Origin of the sequence: Enterobacter sp. MEB024 (assembly GCF_030209635.1) — a bacterium.
Lineage (GTDB): Bacteria > Pseudomonadota > Gammaproteobacteria > Enterobacterales > Enterobacteriaceae > Enterobacter > Enterobacter ludwigii.
In genome coordinates, this window is sequence record NZ_JARVRQ010000001.1 from 436,138 (window position 1) to 453,087 (window position 16,950).

The window sequence follows — 16,950 nt, forward strand, 5'->3', positions numbered from 1 at the left end:
GTTTAACGCGGTTTTTGCTGAGGGGACAAATATGTATGTTGCGGTAGGACAGTTTGCGGTTACGCCTGACTGGCAAGAGAATGCAGATAAATGTGTCTCTCTGATGAGGCAGGCCCGCCTGAAAGAAGCATCCTTGCTGGTGCTGCCGGAGGCGCTGCTGGCAAGAGATGACAACGACCCGGACCTGTCGGTGAAGTCTGCCCAGCCCCTGGACGGCGGATTTTTACAGCACCTGCTGGCGGAAAGTGCGGGCAATGGTTTGACCACCCTCTTTACGGTGCATGTTCCCTCGACGGCGGGACGGGCGGTAAATACCCTCGTGGCCATCCGTGACGGCGCGATCGTTGCGCGCTATGCCAAACTCCATCTTTATGATGCCTTCAGCATTCAGGAATCACGGCGGGTGGATCCGGGAGACAGCATCCCACCGCTGCTTGATGTCGATGGCTTTAAGATTGGGTTGATGACCTGCTACGACCTGCGTTTTCCTGAGCTGGCACTTACGCTCGCGTTAAAGGGGGCTGACGTGCTGGTAGTGCCTGCCGCGTGGGTCAAGGGGCCGCTTAAAGAGCATCACTGGGCAACGCTCCTTGCAGCACGTGCGCTGGATACAACCTGTTATGTTGTGGCCTCGGGGGAGTGCGGCAATAAGAACATTGGGCAGAGCAGGGTGGTGGATCCGCTGGGTGTTACGATAGCCGCTGCAGCGGAGGTCCCGGTTTTGCTGATGACAGAATTACAGCGGGAGAGGATTACGCTTGCACGGCAGCAATTACCGGTTCTTCGCAACCGTCGGTTTGCGCCACCGCAATTATTGTGATGTTTTTTTCAACAATGCTTGATTCACCTTGTTACAGATTGCTATTGTGTGCACGCGTCAAATGACCGTTAATACAATCAGGTTTTTGGCGCTGAATGCAGCCTGGTTTATGTAAAGAAGGTATCTATGGGTGAGATTAGTATTACCAAACTGCTGGTGGTTGCCGCACTGGTCGTCCTGCTGTTTGGTACCAAGAAGTTACGCACGCTGGGTGGTGACCTGGGTGCCGCCATCAAAGGCTTTAAGAAAGCAATGAACGACGATGATGCGGCTGCGAAGAAAAGCGCCGAGGGTGACATCCCGGCAGAGAAGCTTTCTCACAAAGAGTAACGGCAATGCCTGAGGGCTTGCGAAAAAAAACCGGCTCAAGAGGCCGGTTTTTTTGTATTACTGTAAGTGAATATTACAGCTTTATTTCACTTCTTCGCCTTTTGCCTGCATATCGGCATGGTAAGAGGAGCGAACAAATGGGCCGCAGGCTGCATGGGTAAAGCCCATCGCCATCGCTTCGGCTTTCATCTCATCAAACTCATCCGGGCTCACGTAGCGCTGCACGGGCAGGTGGTGGCGACTTGGCTGCAGATACTGTCCCAGCGTCAGCATGGTCACACCGTGGCGGCGCAGATCGCGCATCACTTCGATGATCTCAGCATTCGTTTCACCGAGACCAACCATCAGGCCTGACTTGGTTGGAATATGGGGATGCGCTTCTTTAAAACGCTCCAGCAGCTTCAGAGACCAGTTATAGTCCGCACCAGGACGTACCTGACGGTAGAGACGTGGCACGTTCTCCAGGTTGTGGTTAAACACGTCTGGTGGCGTCGCGGTCAGGATGTCCAGCGCGCGATCCATACGGCCGCGGAAGTCTGGAACCAGCGTCTCAATTTTGATGTTCGGGCTTTTCTCACGAATAGCGGTAATGCAGTCAGCGAAGTGCTGAGCACCGCCATCACGCAGATCGTCACGGTCAACGGAGGTAATAACGACATAACGCAGCGCCATATCGGCGATGGTCTGTGCCAGTTTCTGAGGTTCGTTGGCGTCGGGTGCTACCGGGCGGCCATGAGCCACATCGCAGAACGGGCAGCGGCGGGTACAGATGGCACCCAGAATCATAAACGTCGCGGTACCGTGATTGAAACATTCAGCAAGGTTCGGGCAAGAGGCTTCTTCACAGACGGAGTGAAGGCCGTTCTTGCGCATCGCCGCTTTGATCCCCTGGATACGCGAAGAGTCAGCCGGAAGTTTAATTTTCATCCATTCCGGTTTTCTTAACAGCGCTTCGCGCTCTGTAGCCACGTTTTTAACCGGGATAAGGGCCATTTTATCGGCATCGCGGTATTTAACACCGCGTTCCATCACAATGGGTTTACTCATAGCGTGCGTGTTCCAGTTGCGAATATCGAAGGAAAGCGTTTCTATTCAAGGGAATGTTGTATTTATCAACTATTTTTGAACGAACGACAGGCAGTATATCATTGAAACGGTCGGTAAAGCAGCCTGCCAGGTCGCCAATTTGTAAAATAGTTGTTGTTTTGTGCGTTTTGCCCGGCAGGGGGCAGGGGCTTGTGCTGTATCAACCAGTCAGAAGGCCTGGCGGATGACGCGGATAACGTTTTCCAGTACCGGATCGCGCAAGCTGAGTTTGTTGTAATGCAGTGAAATCTCGATAGATTCCGCATTGAGCTGGTTGAGAGGAATGCTCTCCAGCGGCCAACATTTACGCAACAAGGTATACAGACGCGAAGGCATGATGCAGAGCATGTCGCTGCTGCCGATCAGGGAGGCAGTGGTGAACATATTGTAACTACTGAAGCTGATCTGGCGTTCCGGGAATATCTCATCGATTCGCTGACGCAGCGCATGGTTGGACTGTCCTTCGGTCATGAAAGACGAATGATCGTAGTTGCGCAGATTTTCAATGGTCAACGGCCCGCTCAGGGCGGGATGCTGCTGGCGGCACACCAGCACCAGGTTATCCGCATACAGGACATGTTGTCCGAGCGCTCGGGCGCTAAAGCTGCCGCTTTCTATAATCAGGTCGGTCTGAAACTGAGCAAGCTGAATATCAGGCTCGTTGAGCGGCACATTTCGCAGCAGGAGCTGGGGAACATGCTCTTTTATCGCCTGAAAAATAGCGGGCATCACCAGCACGCCGACAGACGGGGTGCAGCCGATAGTAATGGTTCTCTGTTTGTCATAGCTGCCGGTTAAATCCAGCGCACCCAGAATCGACTCCAGCCCCTGGCTGATGTACTCATGCAGATGGGTAGCGTAGGCCGTCGGCGTAACCCCCTGGCCCTTACGAATAAATAACGGGTCGGGAAATATAGCGCGCAGTTTTTGAATTGACTGGCTTATTGCTGAAGGCGTGAGATTAAGAATTTTCGCAGCATTAACGATACCCTTATGGACATATACTGCCTCAAAAATAGTCAACAAATTGAGATCAATATTACGTAAAGTCCGAAAAATTTGTGGCTTGTCCTCACCACCTGGGTCATTCAGTCGTTTGGCTGGTAAATTATTATACTCCACGCTTTCACTCCGTATACATTCACATTATGAATGATAGTTGAATTTATTTATTATGCTTGTAGAGATTCGTAAAGTGTTGGTTTTGTTTCACTTGTTTATCAAAAACAAACAGTTGTGTGATTATCACGCAAGTTACTTACGCCCTGTATGCAGTTCTGGCTGGAGGCTAAATAATATGTAGCGGTAATATTCGGGCGCTTCGAAAATATAGAATAAGCGGATTATTGTAAAGCGTAAAAGCGGTAAATAAACAGTGGCCCGTCAAATAATCGAGCCATGATGCATGATATATTAAGCAGTGATATATTCGTAAGATGGATTGTTAAGTAGGGCTAAAACGTTCTTCAAAAGCACAGGACGAATATTCTCGGGCGTTGCGCTTTCAACCCACTGGCGCATTTGCGTCATCTCCATTCCGGCGTAGCCACAGGGGTTTATGCGCTGGAAAGGGGTAAGATCCATATTAATATTCAGTGCCAGCCCGTGGAAGGAGCAGCCTTTGCGGATACGCAGCCCCAGTGAGCAAATCTTACTTTCTCCCACATAGACGCCCGGCGCATCGGCACGCGGATGGGCTTCAATACCGTATTCCGCCAGCGTGTTAACCACGGTTTGTTCCAGCAGGGTAACCAGTTCGCGAACGCCGAGCTTTCTGCGCTTCAGGTTCAGCAGAACGTACATCACCTGTTGCCCGGGCCCGTGGTACGTGACCTGCCCACCGCGATCGCTTTGAATTACCGGGATATCACCCGTCATCAATAAATGTTCCGCTTTTCCCGCCTGTCCCTGTGTAAATACCGGCAGGTGTTCAACCAGCCAGATCTCATCAGGGGTGGTGTCATCGCGTGAATCGGTGAAGTCATGCATGGCCTGGGAGACAGGCTCGTAAGGTTGCAGCCCGAGATGACGGACAAGAATTTTATCCTGATACAAAAGGACGTCTCCGAAGACGAGGGACAAAAGGTGAGGGAGAGTATATCACAAGCGGGGAGGCGGGTTACCCGGCAAACCGGGTAACCGCAGAGGGACTACAGCACCATACGAACAATTTCGATATTGCCGAGCTCTTCGTACAGCGTCTCAACCTGCTCAATGTGGGTTGCGGTAATGGTAATGGATACCGAGTGGTAGTTGCCCTTGCTGCTTGGTTTTACTGACGGAGAGTAGTCACCCGGCGCATGGCGCTGTACCACTTCAACCACCTGATCAACCAGCTCAGGTTTCGCCAGACCCATTACTTTGTAGGTAAACGGGGTAGGGAATTCAAGCAGTTCGTTAAGTTTGGTTTTCATGTCAGCTCCGGCGTAACGTCAAAAAGAATAACTCCCACGACAGGTGGGAGTTATCAGGATATCTAGTATATGGGGATCAAAATCACACTTTCAAGTGTTCAATTTTTAGCCAAACCAGTGATGGAACATCAATTTAATGTAATCAATGATTTTGCCGAAGAAATTGCCTTCCGGGATTTCTTGCAGAACAACCAGCGGACGCTGATCGATGGTTTTACCATCCAGTTGGAAGTTGATGGTGCCCACCACCTGGTTTTTCTGCAGTGGCGCGTGCAGCTCAGTGGTGTTCAGCACGTAGCTGGCTTTCAGATCTTTCATGCGACCACGAGGAATGGTCAGGTACAGATCTTTATCCACGCCAAGGGAAGCACGGTCGTTATCACCGAACCAGACTGGCTCAGAAGCAAACTCTTTACCGGCTTTCAGCGGGTTCACGGTTTCGAAGAAACGGAAGCCCCAGGTCAGCAGTTTCTTGCTTTCCGTCTCACGACCTTTGAAGGTACGACCGCCCATCACGGCAGAGATCAGACGCATCTGGCCTTCGGTGGCAGAAGCAACCAGGTTGTAGCCAGCTTTATCGGTATGGCCAGTTTTGATACCGTCAACGTTCAGGCTGTTATCCCACAGCAGGCCGTTACGGTTGGTCTGACGGATACCGTTGAAGGTGAACTCTTTCTCTTTATAGATGGAGTATTCGTTCGGCACGTCACGGATCAGCGCCTGACCAATCAACGCCATATCACGTGCGGAGCTGTACTGACCATCTGCGTCCAGACCATGTACGGTCTGGAAATGGCTGTTCTTCAGACCCAGCGCGGTGACGTAGCTGTTCATCAGACCGACGAAGGCATCCTGGCTTCCTGCGGCGAAATCGGCCATTGCCACGCACGCATCGTTACCGGATTGCAGGTTAATACCACGGATCAGCTGAGAAACAGGAACCTGCATGCCCGGTTTCAGGAACATCAATGATGAACCTTTAAATACCGGGTTGCCGGTTGCCCACGCATCGTTACCGATGGTGACCAGATCCGTTTCTTTGAACTTCCCTGCTTTCATGGCCTGGCCGATAACGTAGCTGGTCATCATTTTGGTCAGGCTGGCCGGATCGCGGCGGGCGTCGGCATTCTGTTCAGCCAGCACTTTGCCAGAGTTGTAGTCGATCAGGATATACGATTCCGCGTCGATTTGCGGAACGCCAGGGATCATGGTCTTGATATTCAGGTCATCGGCGTGAGCTGCAGAGAGAGCAGTTGCGCAAAGGGCCGTGGTCAGCGCCATGCGCTGCACAAAACGAGCAGAAAAAGTGGTCTTCATGGTCAGAACAACGACATCCGTGATGGAATTAAAAAAAGTGCCTTACTATAGCAAATGCTATTCAGGCAGGCATCCGACTTTAAGCATGAGTTTGTGAATGTGTTTTACACAAATTGACACTTTGGATGCCGCCAGTTCATTATTTCGCTACAGCGATAAATGATTGTAGTTGGGCTTCATTTTGCAGGCGCTGCTGCAGAGACGCTGCCTGCGATTTGCTGGCAAACGGTCCCATCTGAATACGCCATACTGCGCCGTTTTGCGCAACGCGTCCCGGAACACCAAACTGCTGGCTCAGACGCTGTTGATACTGCTGCGCACGGGCCTGATCGCTTACCGCCCCAACCTGAACCACAAAGCCGCCGCTGGCCGCCGCCGGAGCCGCAACCGGTGTGCTTTGCGCCGTCGCCGGAGCCGTTACGGGCGCAGGCTCAGTGGCAGGAGCGGCAACAGGAGCCGGTGCAGGCGTTGGTTCGCTGCCTTCCAGCACGCCGGTGGCTAACGTTGTCGGCGCGCCAAGGAAGCCGCTACTCTTTACCGGCGCACCCGTCGTGTCTTCGCTCTGCAGCGTATCATTGCTGATTGGGCGCACTTCTCCTGCTGGCTGAGAAGGCTCTGCCGGAGAAGAGACGCTTCCCATGCCGCCGTCCAGGTTCGGGCGGTCAGGAAGGGCGTAAGTCTGTTTCGCCACCGTCGTACACGCGGTACCTGGCCCGGAGAGGGTGCCATCCTGCGCCACGATAATCGGGTCAATACGGACTTTGGTATTGTTCGAGGTGTTCAGGCGGTCTGCAGCCGCGCGTGACAGGGAGATCACCCGGTCGTTACCGTAGGGACCACGATCGTTAATGCGTACCACGATCATACGACCATTCGCCAGGTTGGTGATACGGGCGTAGCTCGGGACAGGCAGGGTCGGGTGAGCCGCCGTCAGTTGCATCGGATCGAACGCTTCGCCAGTCGCCGTCAGGTTGCTGCCTGGCTCGGCATCATAAATGGCGGCAAAGCCAGCCTGGCTAAAGCGGGAGGGATCCTGAACAATTTTGTAGCTTTTGCCATCGCGCTCGTAATCCTGATTCGCGCTGGCATTGAGCGGTTCATAAACGGGATCGGCACCGCTGATTTCAACGATCGGGCCATTACAAACCGCAGGCTGCGGCGGCGCGACGGTTGCCTGTTGCTGACCATCATCACTTGTGCAGGCCGCAAGTAAACTTGCCGCAATGCAGATCCCCAGCCACTGCTTACGCATTCCGATCCCCTTATTTTTATACGCTTTTTGACAACATTTTTCTGTGGGTATGGATCGACATCACGATACCAAACCCGGCCATCAACACGATCAGTGCCGAGCCTCCGTAGCTCACCAGCGGGAGCGGGACGCCAACAACCGGCAGAATACCACTCACCATACCAATATTTACGAAGACATAAACGAATAAAATCAGCATCAATCCGCCTGCCATCACGCGACCAAAGGTGGTTTGCGCACGCGCGGCGATCCACAGCCCTCGCATGATCAACAGCACATACAGCGCCAGCAGAATCAGGATGCCAACCAGGCCCAGCTCTTCCGCCAGAACCGCAAAGATAAAGTCGGTGTGGCGTTCCGGTAAGAACTCCAGCTGGGACTGGGTGCCGTGCAGCCAGCCTTTACCGCGCAGGCCGCCGGAACCGATCGCAATCTTGGACTGAATAATATGATAACCCGCACCCAGCGGATCGGTTTCCGGATCGAGCAGCATCATGACGCGTTGTCGCTGGTAATCATGCATCAGGAAGAACCAGAGAATCGGGATGAATGCTGCCACCAGCACGACTGCAATGCCAATCAGACGCCAGCTTAAACCCGACAGGAACAGGACAAACAGGCCGGAGAGGGCGATAAGAATCGAGGTGCCGAGGTCAGGCTGCGCCGCAACCAGCAGCGTCGGCAGGAAAATCAGCACCAGCGCAATGGCGGTATTTTTCAGCGAAGGCGGGCAGACGTCACGGTTAATAAAACGCGCCACCATCAAGGGAACCGCTATTTTGGCTATTTCAGAGGGCTGGAAGCGGACAACGCCCAGATCCAGCCAGCGCTGCGCGCCTTTAGAGATGGCCCCAAAGGCATCTACCGCAACCAGCAGCACAATACAGAATATGTACAGATACGGTGCCCAGCCTTCATAGACCCGCGGCGGGATCTGCGCCATGACCACCATAATGACCAGGCCCATCGCGATCTGGCCGATTTTGCGCTCCATCATGCCGATGTCCTGGCCGCTGGCGCTCCAGATAACCAGGGCGCTGTAAACCAGCAAAGCCAGCAGGATCAGCAGCATGGCTGGGTCGATATGGATTTTATCCCACAGCGATTTTTTATTTGGATTATCCGTCATGATTATTGGTCCTCCGCCGCAGCGGCGGCCGGGTTTTCAGCCGGCAGTTCGGTGTTGTTATCACCCAGCATAATGTGGTCGAGGATCTGGCGCATGATGGTCCCCACGGCCGGACCTGCGCCGCCGTTTTCCAGAATCATCGCCACCGCAACCTGCGGGTTATCATAAGGGGCAAAGGCCGTCATCAGCTTATGGTCACGCAGACGTTCAGCAATGCGGTGCGCGTTATAGGTTTCATTGGCTTTCAGACCGAAGACCTGCGCAGTACCGGATTTGGCGGCCACTTTATACGGTGTGCCGGCGAAATACTTATGTGCGGTCCCGTTCGGGCGGTTCGCCACGCCGTACATACCGTCTTTGGCAATTTCCCAGTAACCGGAATGAATGTCACCCACCGGGGCTTCATGCGGCTGGATCCACGGCACTTTTTTGCCGTCTTCAACCGTACTTTGCAGCAGGTGCGGAACTTTCACTACGCCATCGTTGATGAGGATCATCATCGCTTTGTTCATCTGAATCGGGGTCGCCGTCCAGTAGCCTTGACCGATACCCACCGGAATGGTATCACCCTGATACCACGGCTTCTTAAAGCGCTTCAGCTTCCACTCACGGGTTGGCATGTTACCGGAACGTTCTTCTGAAAGGTCAACGCCGGTGTAATGTCCATAGCCGAATTTGCTCATCCACTCTGACAGGCGGTCAATGCCCATGTCATACGCAACCTGGTAGAAGAAGGTATCCGCAGACTCTTCCAGCGATTTGGTAACGTTGAGGTGACCATGGCCCCATTTTTTCCAGTCGCGATAGCGTTTTTCAGAGCCTGGTAATTGCCACCAGCCCGGGTCAAACAGACTGGTATTGCGGTTGATGACGCCCGCGCTCAGCGCAGAGACCGCCACGTACGGTTTTACCGTTGACGCTGGCGGGTAAACCCCTTGTGTGGCGCGGTTCACCAGCGGCGTATTCGGGTCATTGAGCAGACCGGAATAGTCTTTGCTGGAGATACCATCGACAAAGAGGTTCGGGTCGTAGCTTGGCATGGACACCATCGCCAGAATGCCGCCGGAACGCGGATCGGTGACGACAACGGCAGCACGGCTGCCCGCCAGTAAGGTTTCAATATACTGCTGCAGCTTGAGGTCGAGCGTCAGGTAGACGTCATGCCCCGCCTGCGGTGGCACTTCTTTGAGCTGGCGAATGACGCGGCCACGGTTGTTAACTTCAACCTCTTCATAGCCGGTCTGCCCGTGCAGGACATCTTCGTAGTAGCGTTCGATCCCCAGCTTACCGATATCGTGCGTCGCCGCGTAGTTCGCCAGTTTGCCGTCTTTATCGAGGCGTTCAACGTCTTTATCGTTGATCTTGGAAACGTAACCAATGACATGCGTCAGCGCGGAACCGTAAGGGTAGTAGCGACGCTTGTAACCTTTCACTTCCACGCCGGGAAAACGATACTGGTTCACGGCAAAGCGGGCCACCTGGACTTCCGTCAGGTTCGTTTTAACCGGAATTGAGGTGAAACGGTGGGAGCGGGCACGCTCTTTTTTGAACGCGGCGATATCATCGTCGGTCAGATCGACAACGCCTTTTAGCGCTTCAAGCGTATCCTGCACATTATCGACTTTTTCCGGCATCATTTCGATTTGATAAATGGTGCGGTTTAACGCCAGCGGAGTGCCGTTACGGTCGTAGATAATGCCGCGGCTGGGCGCGATGGGCACCAGCTTGATACGGTTTTCGTTTGAACGCGTCTGATAATCGGTAAAGCGGACAATTTGCAGATTATAGAGGTTGGCGATCAGCACGCCGGTAAGCAGCAAAATCCCCGTAAAGGCGACCAGCGCCCGGCGCACAAACAGCGCGGACTCAGCCGTATAGTCGCGAAAAGAATTCTGTAGTTTCATCCGCTGCTTAATCTACCCTGGTCAGTCACTACTCGCGGTGATATGGGTGGTTGGTAGTAATGCTCCACGCGCGATACAGGCTTTCTGCCACCAGTACCCGAACGAGCGGGTGGGGAAGCGTCAGCGCGGAGAGAGACCAACTTTGTTCTGCCGCCGCTTTGCAGGCAGGAGATAACCCTTCAGGCCCGCCAATCAACAGACTGACGTCACGACCATCCTGCTTCCAGCGCTCCAGTTCGTGCGCCAGCTGCGGCGTATCCCAGGGTTTACCTGGAATATCGAGGGTGACGATGCGGTTTTTGCCTGCGGCAGCCAGCATCAGCTCTCCCTCTTTATCGAGAATACGTTTGATATCGGCGTTCTTGCCGCGTTTCCCGGCGGGAATTTCCACCAGTTCGAACGGCATGTCTTTTGGAAAACGACGCAGATATTCAGTAAAACCGGTTTGTACCCAGTCCGGCATTTTGGTGCCGACGGCGACCAGTTGCAACTTCACGCATTAACCCCAGAGTTTTTCCAGCTCATACAGGCGACGGCTCTCTTCCTGCATGACATGGACAATCACATCGCCGAGATCGACAACCACCCAGTCAGCGGTCGCTTCACCTTCAACGCCAAGCGGTAACAGGCCTGCTGCACGCGATTCCTGAACAACGTGGTCGGCAATCGAAACAACATGACGCGTTGAAGTACCGGTGCAGATAATCATGCAGTCGGTGATGCTGGATTTACCCTTAACGTCGATAGCGATGATGTCCTGACCTTTCAGGTCATCAATTTTGTCGATAACAAAATCCTGGAGTGCTTTACCCTGCAAGTTTTCCCCCTGGGGTGAATGAGATTGTATAACTATGAATTCGTGGCCAGACAGTATACCTGAACTGACGCCAGTGTCGGGACAAATGTCTCCGGCCGGGCTTTTGAAGGCGGGTATCATCCCACCCTCCGCCTGAGATTGCATCGCCATTTTTGTAAAACAATTTCTGTAAAGCAATGATCGGCGGGAAAGTCTGGCAGCGGAGGATAACAGTATGGCTTAACCTGTCAAGGCAGGATAATCATTACGCCGCTTTTTCATGCGCCCCCGCTATGCGTCTGCGCTTTTCTGATACAACCCATGCGCGTGAATGTAGTCCAGCACAGCTGATGGCAGCAGATCGTCACAGGCTAATCCCTGCTGCAGACGCTCGCGAATGAGAGTCGCAGAAATATCGAACCACGGCGTCTCTGCCAGATAAATCTTCCCGGCAGGCTGGTTGTGCAAGTCTTCAATATTGTCTGTGAGATGCGCCTCAAGCCACTGCTGGTACTGCTCTTCTCGCATGGTCAGCGGATAGCCCGGACGGCGACAGACAAGCAGGTGGCTGTTTTCCAGAATCGTTTCATACTGGTGCCAGGTGGGAAAATTGAGCAGGGAGTCCTGACCAATAATAAAGGCCAGCGGCGTGTCCGGCCCTTGCTCGGCTCGCCACTCCTGCAGCGTTTGCGACGTCCAGGACGGTGTGTTGCGGCGCAATTCTCGCTCATCAAGGCTAAAAAGCGGTTTATCCGCGATCGCCAGAGCGAGCATCTCTTTTCTCTGCTCGCTGCTCGCTTCAGGTTGCGGACGGTGTGGCGGCACATTATTGGGCATGATGATTACGCGCTGAAGGCCGATCAGATTCGCCAGAATTTCAACCGGCTTCAGATGTCCGTAATGGACCGGGTCGAAGGTACCACCGTACAGGGCCTGTAAAGAATGCATACTATCCATCGATAAATACGTCTGCCAGCGCCTTATGGCAGAGCAGCAGAGAGAGACTTTCCAGCTCCGCCCAGACCGACTGACCATAATCTTGTTTCAACGTAAGCTCAGCGCGCATCAGAAGCTGTACGGCCTGACGCAGCTGTTCATGACTCAGGCGGTTGATGGCCTCGGTGGTCATCGCCCGACGGTTTTGCCACACGCGATGTTTATCAAACAGCGAACGTAATGGCGTATGTGCAGACTGACGCTTGAGGGTAATCAGCAGTAATAATTCACGCTGAAGAGTGCGCAGCAAAATAACCGGTTCGCTACCTTCCAGACGCAGCTGTTGCAGTATATGCAGGGCGCGTTTGCTTTTCGCTGCCAGCAGTGCATCCACCCAGTGGAAGGGCGTAAAGTGCGCGGCATCGTTAACGGCCTGCTCCACGCGTGGCAGTGTCAGCTTACCGTCTGGCCAGAGCAGGGAGAGCCTGTCCAGCGCCTGCGCCAGTGCCAGCAGGTTGCCTTCATAGCAGTAGCAGAGAAGCTGGTTTGCGGCGTCGTCCAGCTGAAGATTGTTTTGCTTCGCTCTTGTCGCGACCCATTTTGGCAGATGGGCTTGCTCAGGCGTCTGACAGGTCACCATAACCGCATTGGCCGCGAGCTGGGTAAACCAGGCCGCGTTTTCCTGCGCTTTGGTGAGCTTGTTGCCGCGCACAATAAACAGCAGATCGCTGTGCAGCAGACTGACCAGCGTTGCCAGCTGTTCATTGATGGCCGCGTTAGGGCCATTCTCCGGCAGCAGGATCTGGATGGTCTGGCGCGATGCGAAGAGGCTCATCGCCTGGCAAAGCGAGAAGAGGGCATTCCAGTCGGTGTTGTTATCCAGCTGGACGGTGTGGTGTTCATCAAAGCCCTGAGCGGCCGCCGCCTGTCGGACGGCATCCAGGCTTTCCTGAAGTAATAACGGATCGTTTCCGAGAAGCAGATACGCCGCGCGCAGCCCTTCATTGAGCTGCGCGCGGAGTTGTTCAGGATACAGCCTGATCATCAGTTACCCATGGAGGCAGAAACAGGAGGCGTGTTGGCATCCGGTTTTTCGATGATGTCAGAACCCTGTTTCGTTGACGCGGCAACGCCCGGCAGCTTACGGATCAGCTGCTCTGCGGCCTTATCGTACATTTCGTTAATGATAATCTGCTGCTCGGCGTCTTTTGCCAGAGCCGTCTGCGGGTTATCGAAGAACGAACGGTACACTTTCGTGCTGATTGGGTAGATGTCTTTACCCGGGATCAGAACGGCGGCATTAACCGACAGGACCATCTGATACTCCGCGGTACGGCCGTCCTGGAAAATGGACGCCGTGTCTTTGGCTAAGGTTGAGCCCAGAACGCGCAGGGATGGAACATCCTGACGTAACGTCCCTTTCTCAATCAACTCAACATCGTTAAGACGCAGCTGGTTTCGAATTGCCCGGCTGAGTGGACCATTCGGATCCGATGAGTCGAAAATCATCGTTTTCATTTCAGCAGGCACTGCCGTGGTATTGCGCAGATGCCAGCCACAACCAGCGGTGACAAGCACCGCCAGAGATAAGAGTATTGTTGCCAGTTGTCGCACGTTTCCTCCCGCGCTTAGCCAACGACCAGATTCAGCAATTTACCCGGTACGTAGATCACTTTACGTACGGTAACGCCCTCAAGATATTTCGCAACCAGATGTTCCTGGCCTGCGCGTTCGCGAACCTGTTCTTCGGTAGCATCGACCGCCACGGTAATTTTACCGCGAACTTTGCCGTTAACCTGGACCACAACCAGCGTGGTGTTTTCCACCATCGCGGATTCGTCAGCCACTGGCCACGGTGCGTTGTCGATATCGCCTTCGCCTTTCAGCTCCTGCCAGAGGGTGAAGCTGACGTGCGGGGTGAACGGGTTCAACATGCGAACGACGGCCAGCAGCGCTTCACGCATTAAGGCACGATCCTGCTCGCCGTCCTGCGGGGCTTTTGCCAGCTTGTTCATCAGTTCCATAATAGCCGCAATTGCGGTATTGAAGGTCTGACGACGACCAATATCATCGGTCACTTTTGCAATCGTTTTATGAACATCACGACGCAGCGCCTGCTGATCTTCAGTCAGTGCCGCGACGTTCACTGCCGGAGCATCACCCTGAGAGGTGTGCTCGTAAACCAGTTTCCAGACACGCTTCAGGAAGCGGTTAGCCCCTTCAACGCCCGATTCCTGCCATTCCAGGGTCATGTCAGCCGGAGAGGCAAACATCATAAACAGACGCACGGTATCTGCGCCGTAACGCTCAACCATCACCTGAGGGTCGATGCCGTTGTTTTTAGACTTCGACATCTTGCTCATGCCGGTATAAACCAGTTCATGACCTTCGGCGTCTTTCGCCTTCACGATACGGCCTTTCTCGTCGCGCTCAACGATCGCGTCAACCGGAGACACCCAGTTACGCTCGCCGTTCGCCCCGACGTAGTAGAAGGCATCGGCCAGCACCATTCCCTGACACAGCAGCTGTTTTGCTGGTTCGTCAGAGTTGACCATGCCTGCGTCGCGCATCAGCTTGTGGAAGAAGCGGAAGTAGAGCAGGTGCATGATGGCGTGTTCAATACCACCGATGTAGATGTCCACAGGCAGCCAGTAGTTTGCTGCATCGGAATCCAGCATGCCTTCCTGATACTGCGGGCAGGTGTAACGCGCGTAGTACCATGACGATTCCATAAAGGTATCAAAGGTGTCAGTTTCACGCAGCGCTGGCTGGCCGTTAACGGTCGTTTTTGCCCACTCAGGGTCGGCTTTGATTGGGCTGGTGATACCGTCCATGATCACGTCTTCCGGCAGGATCACCGGGAGTTGATCTTCTGGCGTTGGCATCACGGTACCATCTTCCAGCGTCACCATTGGGATAGGTGCTCCCCAGTAGCGCTGGCGAGAGACACCCCAGTCGCGCAGGCGGTAGTTGACTTTACGCTCACCGACGCCCAGCGACGCTAACTTGTCGGCAATCGCGTTGAAGCCATCTTCAAAGCTCAGACCGCTGAATTCACCCGAGTTGAACAGGGTGCCTTTTTCGGTCAGGGCTTGTGCGGAGAGGTCTGGCTCAGAACCGTCAGCCGCGAGGATGACAGGTTTAATGGTCAGGCCATATTTGGTGGCAAATTCGTAGTCACGCTGATCGTGGCCTGGAACGGCCATGACGGCACCCGTACCGTACTCCATCAGCACGAAGTTGGCTGCCCAGACAGGGATTGCTTCGCCCGTCAGTGGATGGATAGCCTTAAAGCCGGTATCAACGCCTTTCTTCTCCATCGTCGCCATGTCGGCTTCGGCCACTTTGGTGTTGCGGCACTCGTCGATGAAGGCCGCCAGCTCCGGGTTGTTTTCCGCGGCTTTCTGCGCCAGCGGGTGACCAGCGGCCACGGCCAGATAGGTCGCACCCATGAAGGTGTCCGGACGGGTAGTGTAGACGGTCAGGGTCCGATCGTCGTTCTCAACATTGAAGGTGATCTCCACGCCTTCTGAACGGCCGATCCAGTTACGCTGCATAGTCTTGACGGTATCAGGCCAGTGATCCAGATTATCCAGATCGTTCAGCAGCTCGTCAGCGTAGGCGGTGATTTTGATAAACCACTGTGGGATCTCTTTACGCTCAACTTTGGTATCACAACGCCAGCAGCAGCCGTCGATAACCTGCTCGTTCGCCAGTACGGTCTGGTCGTTCGGGCACCAGTTAACGGCAGAGGTCTTCTTGTACACCAGGCCTTTTTTGTACAGCTCGGTGAAGAATTTCTGCTCCCAGCGGTAGTATTCCGGGGTGCAGGTCGCCAGCTCGCGGCTCCAGTCATAGCCAAAGCCCAGCATTTTGAGCTGGTTTTTCATGTACGCGATGTTGTCGTACGTCCACGGGGCAGGTGCCGTGTTGTTTTTGACCGCCGCGCCTTCTGCAGGCAGACCAAACGCATCCCAGCCGATTGGCTGCAGGACGTTTTTGCCGAGCATACGCTGGTAGCGGGCAATCACATCACCAATGGTGTAGTTACGCACGTGGCCCATGTGTAGTCGACCAGAAGGATAGGGAAGCATCGACAGGCAGTAATACTTCTCTTTGCTCTCGTCTTCGGTTACTTCAAAGGTGCGCTTCTCGTCCCAGTGTTGCTGGACTTTTGATTCTATCTCTTCCGGGCGGTATTGCTCTTGCATGGCAGCCAGTGGTCCTGTTTTCAATACAGCTACAAATGTAGCCAATGGATGTGGTAATTCAGATCCGCATAGCATAGCCCAAACGCCCGCGCCAAAACAGCCTTTCGCACAAATGCGCGCGTGAGGAATTTGTCGGGTCTGTGGTTCACCTGGCAAAGCGGTGGCGAAATAAGGTCTATTATTAGAGTCAGTTACTTACCCGGGAGGCAAAATGATGAACAAGGTTGCTCAATTTTACCGAGAACTGGTGACAACACTGACGGAACGGCTGCGTAACGGCGAGCGTGATATTGATGCGCTGGTGGAACAGGCGCGGGCCCGCGTGACGCAAACGGGTGAGTTAACGCGAACCGAAGTGGAAGAGGTGACGCGCGCCGTACGCCGCGACCTGGAAGAGTTTGCGCGAAGCTACGAAGAGAGTCAGAACGAGGTTACCGACAGCGTCTTTATGCGGGTAATTAAAGAAAGCCTGTGGCAGGAGTTGGCGGATATCACCGATAAAACGCAGCTGGAGTGGCGTGAAGTCTTTCAGGACCTCAACCACCACGGGGTCTATCACAGCGGAGAAGTGGTCGGGCTGGGGAATCTGGTGTGCGAGAAATGCCATCACCACATTGCGGTCTATACGCCGGATGTGTTGCCGCTGTGTCCAAAGTGTGGACACGATCAGTTCCAGCGTCGGCCGTTTGAGCCCTAAGTAAAAGCCGCCCTCTGCCTTCAGGTCAGAGGGAGGGCATCAGGCCACAGAGCAGTCT

At 54.1% G+C, this 16,950-nt stretch carries 17 protein-coding genes; 3 read left to right on the top strand and 14 right to left on the bottom strand.

Going from position 1 to position 16,950, the window contains the following annotated elements; all coding sequences use genetic code 11:
* Positions 1 to 31: 31 nt before the first annotated feature.
* Together QRN24_RS02035 and tatE are read left to right on the top strand one after the other, a co-directional pair.
* A complete protein-coding gene (locus tag QRN24_RS02035) occupies positions 32 to 820 on the top strand; it encodes a deaminated glutathione amidase (protein WP_284942274.1) in 789 nt (262 codons plus the stop codon).
* Between the two features lie 126 nt (positions 821 to 946).
* Entirely contained in the window at positions 947 to 1,150 is a 204-nt protein-coding gene (gene tatE, locus QRN24_RS02040; RefSeq protein WP_014169112.1) for a twin-arginine translocase subunit TatE, read from the top strand.
* An 81-nt stretch (positions 1,151 to 1,231) separates the two neighbouring features.
* Here tatE and lipA read toward each other — a convergent pair whose 3' ends face one another.
* From lipA to leuS, 14 genes are all read right to left on the bottom strand, one after another.
* Positions 1,232 to 2,197 carry a lipoyl synthase gene (gene lipA, locus QRN24_RS02045; RefSeq protein WP_014169113.1) on the bottom strand — a complete coding sequence of 322 codons (966 nt, stop codon included), beginning with the start codon at positions 2,195 to 2,197 and terminating at the stop codon, positions 1,232 to 1,234.
* A gap of 207 nt (positions 2,198 to 2,404) precedes the next feature.
* Positions 2,405 to 3,358 (bottom strand): YbeF family transcriptional regulator, encoded by a 954-nt coding sequence (locus tag QRN24_RS02050; RefSeq protein WP_020885001.1) that lies wholly within the window; start codon positions 3,356 to 3,358, stop codon positions 2,405 to 2,407.
* A gap of 291 nt (positions 3,359 to 3,649) precedes the next feature.
* On the bottom strand, positions 3,650 to 4,291 hold the full coding sequence (lipB, locus tag QRN24_RS02055) for a lipoyl(octanoyl) transferase LipB (RefSeq protein ID WP_020885000.1): 642 nt from the start codon (positions 4,289 to 4,291) through the stop codon (positions 3,650 to 3,652).
* A gap of 95 nt (positions 4,292 to 4,386) precedes the next feature.
* Positions 4,387 to 4,650, bottom strand: coding sequence for a DUF493 family protein YbeD (gene ybeD / locus QRN24_RS02060; RefSeq protein WP_003858718.1), 264 nt, complete (start codon positions 4,648 to 4,650; stop codon positions 4,387 to 4,389).
* Positions 4,651 to 4,755: 105 nt separating this feature from the next.
* A complete protein-coding gene (gene dacA, locus QRN24_RS02065) occupies positions 4,756 to 5,967 on the bottom strand; it encodes a D-alanyl-D-alanine carboxypeptidase DacA (protein WP_014169116.1) in 1,212 nt (403 codons plus the stop codon).
* Positions 5,968 to 6,106: 139 nt separating this feature from the next.
* Positions 6,107 to 7,219 carry an endolytic peptidoglycan transglycosylase RlpA gene (rlpA, locus tag QRN24_RS02070; RefSeq protein WP_025204674.1) on the bottom strand — a complete coding sequence of 371 codons (1,113 nt, stop codon included), beginning with the start codon at positions 7,217 to 7,219 and terminating at the stop codon, positions 6,107 to 6,109.
* A gap of 16 nt (positions 7,220 to 7,235) precedes the next feature.
* Positions 7,236 to 8,348, bottom strand: a complete 1,113-nt coding sequence (gene mrdB / locus QRN24_RS02075) for a peptidoglycan glycosyltransferase MrdB (RefSeq protein WP_014169118.1) — start codon at positions 8,346 to 8,348, stop codon at positions 7,236 to 7,238.
* Positions 8,349 to 8,350: 2 nt separating this feature from the next.
* Positions 8,351 to 10,252 (bottom strand): peptidoglycan DD-transpeptidase MrdA, encoded by a 1,902-nt coding sequence (mrdA, locus tag QRN24_RS02080; RefSeq protein ID WP_014169119.1) that lies wholly within the window; start codon positions 10,250 to 10,252, stop codon positions 8,351 to 8,353.
* A 28-nt stretch (positions 10,253 to 10,280) separates the two neighbouring features.
* Positions 10,281 to 10,748: a 23S rRNA (pseudouridine(1915)-N(3))-methyltransferase RlmH gene (gene rlmH, locus QRN24_RS02085; protein WP_003858701.1), complete on the bottom strand. Its 468-nt coding sequence runs from the start codon at positions 10,746 to 10,748 to the stop codon at positions 10,281 to 10,283.
* A gap of 3 nt (positions 10,749 to 10,751) precedes the next feature.
* Positions 10,752 to 11,069 (bottom strand): ribosome silencing factor, encoded by a 318-nt coding sequence (rsfS, locus tag QRN24_RS02090; protein WP_003858696.1) that lies wholly within the window; start codon positions 11,067 to 11,069, stop codon positions 10,752 to 10,754.
* A gap of 270 nt (positions 11,070 to 11,339) precedes the next feature.
* Positions 11,340 to 12,005 (bottom strand): nicotinate-nucleotide adenylyltransferase, encoded by a 666-nt coding sequence (gene nadD / locus QRN24_RS02095; protein ID WP_049023577.1) that lies wholly within the window; start codon positions 12,003 to 12,005, stop codon positions 11,340 to 11,342.
* Positions 11,998 to 13,029, bottom strand: a complete 1,032-nt coding sequence (holA, locus tag QRN24_RS02100; protein WP_040016926.1) for a DNA polymerase III subunit delta — start codon at positions 13,027 to 13,029, stop codon at positions 11,998 to 12,000. Before holA ends, nadD begins: the two co-directional genes overlap by 8 nt.
* Positions 13,029 to 13,598, bottom strand: coding sequence for an LPS assembly lipoprotein LptE (gene lptE, locus QRN24_RS02105; RefSeq protein ID WP_121340095.1), 570 nt, complete (start codon positions 13,596 to 13,598; stop codon positions 13,029 to 13,031). The genes holA and lptE overlap by 1 nt, the downstream gene beginning before the upstream one ends.
* A 14-nt stretch (positions 13,599 to 13,612) precedes the next feature.
* On the bottom strand, positions 13,613 to 16,195 hold the full coding sequence (gene leuS, locus QRN24_RS02110; protein WP_020884994.1) for a leucine--tRNA ligase: 2,583 nt from the start codon (positions 16,193 to 16,195) through the stop codon (positions 13,613 to 13,615).
* 214 nt (positions 16,196 to 16,409) lie between these two features.
* Between leuS and QRN24_RS02115 the strand changes: the two genes are divergently transcribed.
* The gene (locus tag QRN24_RS02115; RefSeq protein WP_025204671.1) at positions 16,410 to 16,892 is read left to right on the top strand and encodes a zinc ribbon-containing protein; all 483 of its coding nucleotides are present in this window, start codon (positions 16,410 to 16,412) and stop codon (positions 16,890 to 16,892) included.
* Positions 16,893 to 16,950: the final 58 nt, after the last annotated feature.

Bases quoted from the DNA above. Each gene is read 5' to 3' on its own strand.
- QRN24_RS02035 (WP_284942274.1), top strand. From the start codon at position 32: ATGTATGTTGCGGTAGGACAGTTTGCGGTTACGCCTGACTGGCAAGAG.
- tatE (WP_014169112.1), top strand. From the start codon at position 947: ATGGGTGAGATTAGTATTACCAAACTGCTGGTGGTTGCCGCACTGGTC.
- lipA (WP_014169113.1), bottom strand. From the start codon at position 2,197: ATGAGTAAACCCATTGTGATGGAACGCGGTGTTAAATACCGCGATGCC.
- ybeD (WP_003858718.1), bottom strand. From the start codon at position 4,650: ATGAAAACCAAACTTAACGAACTGCTTGAATTCCCTACCCCGTTTACC.
- dacA (WP_014169116.1), bottom strand. From the start codon at position 5,967: ATGAAGACCACTTTTTCTGCTCGTTTTGTGCAGCGCATGGCGCTGACC.
- rlpA (WP_025204674.1), bottom strand. From the start codon at position 7,219: ATGCGTAAGCAGTGGCTGGGGATCTGCATTGCGGCAAGTTTACTTGCG.
- mrdB (WP_014169118.1), bottom strand. From the start codon at position 8,348: ATGACGGATAATCCAAATAAAAAATCGCTGTGGGATAAAATCCATATC.
- mrdA (WP_014169119.1), bottom strand. From the start codon at position 10,252: ATGAAACTACAGAATTCTTTTCGCGACTATACGGCTGAGTCCGCGCTG.
- nadD (WP_049023577.1), bottom strand. From the start codon at position 12,005: ATGGATAGTATGCATTCTTTACAGGCCCTGTACGGTGGTACCTTCGAC.
- holA (WP_040016926.1), bottom strand. From the start codon at position 13,029: ATGATCAGGCTGTATCCTGAACAACTCCGCGCGCAGCTCAATGAAGGG.
- leuS (WP_020884994.1), bottom strand. From the start codon at position 16,195: ATGCAAGAGCAATACCGCCCGGAAGAGATAGAATCAAAAGTCCAGCAA.
- QRN24_RS02115 (WP_025204671.1), top strand. From the start codon at position 16,410: ATGAACAAGGTTGCTCAATTTTACCGAGAACTGGTGACAACACTGACG.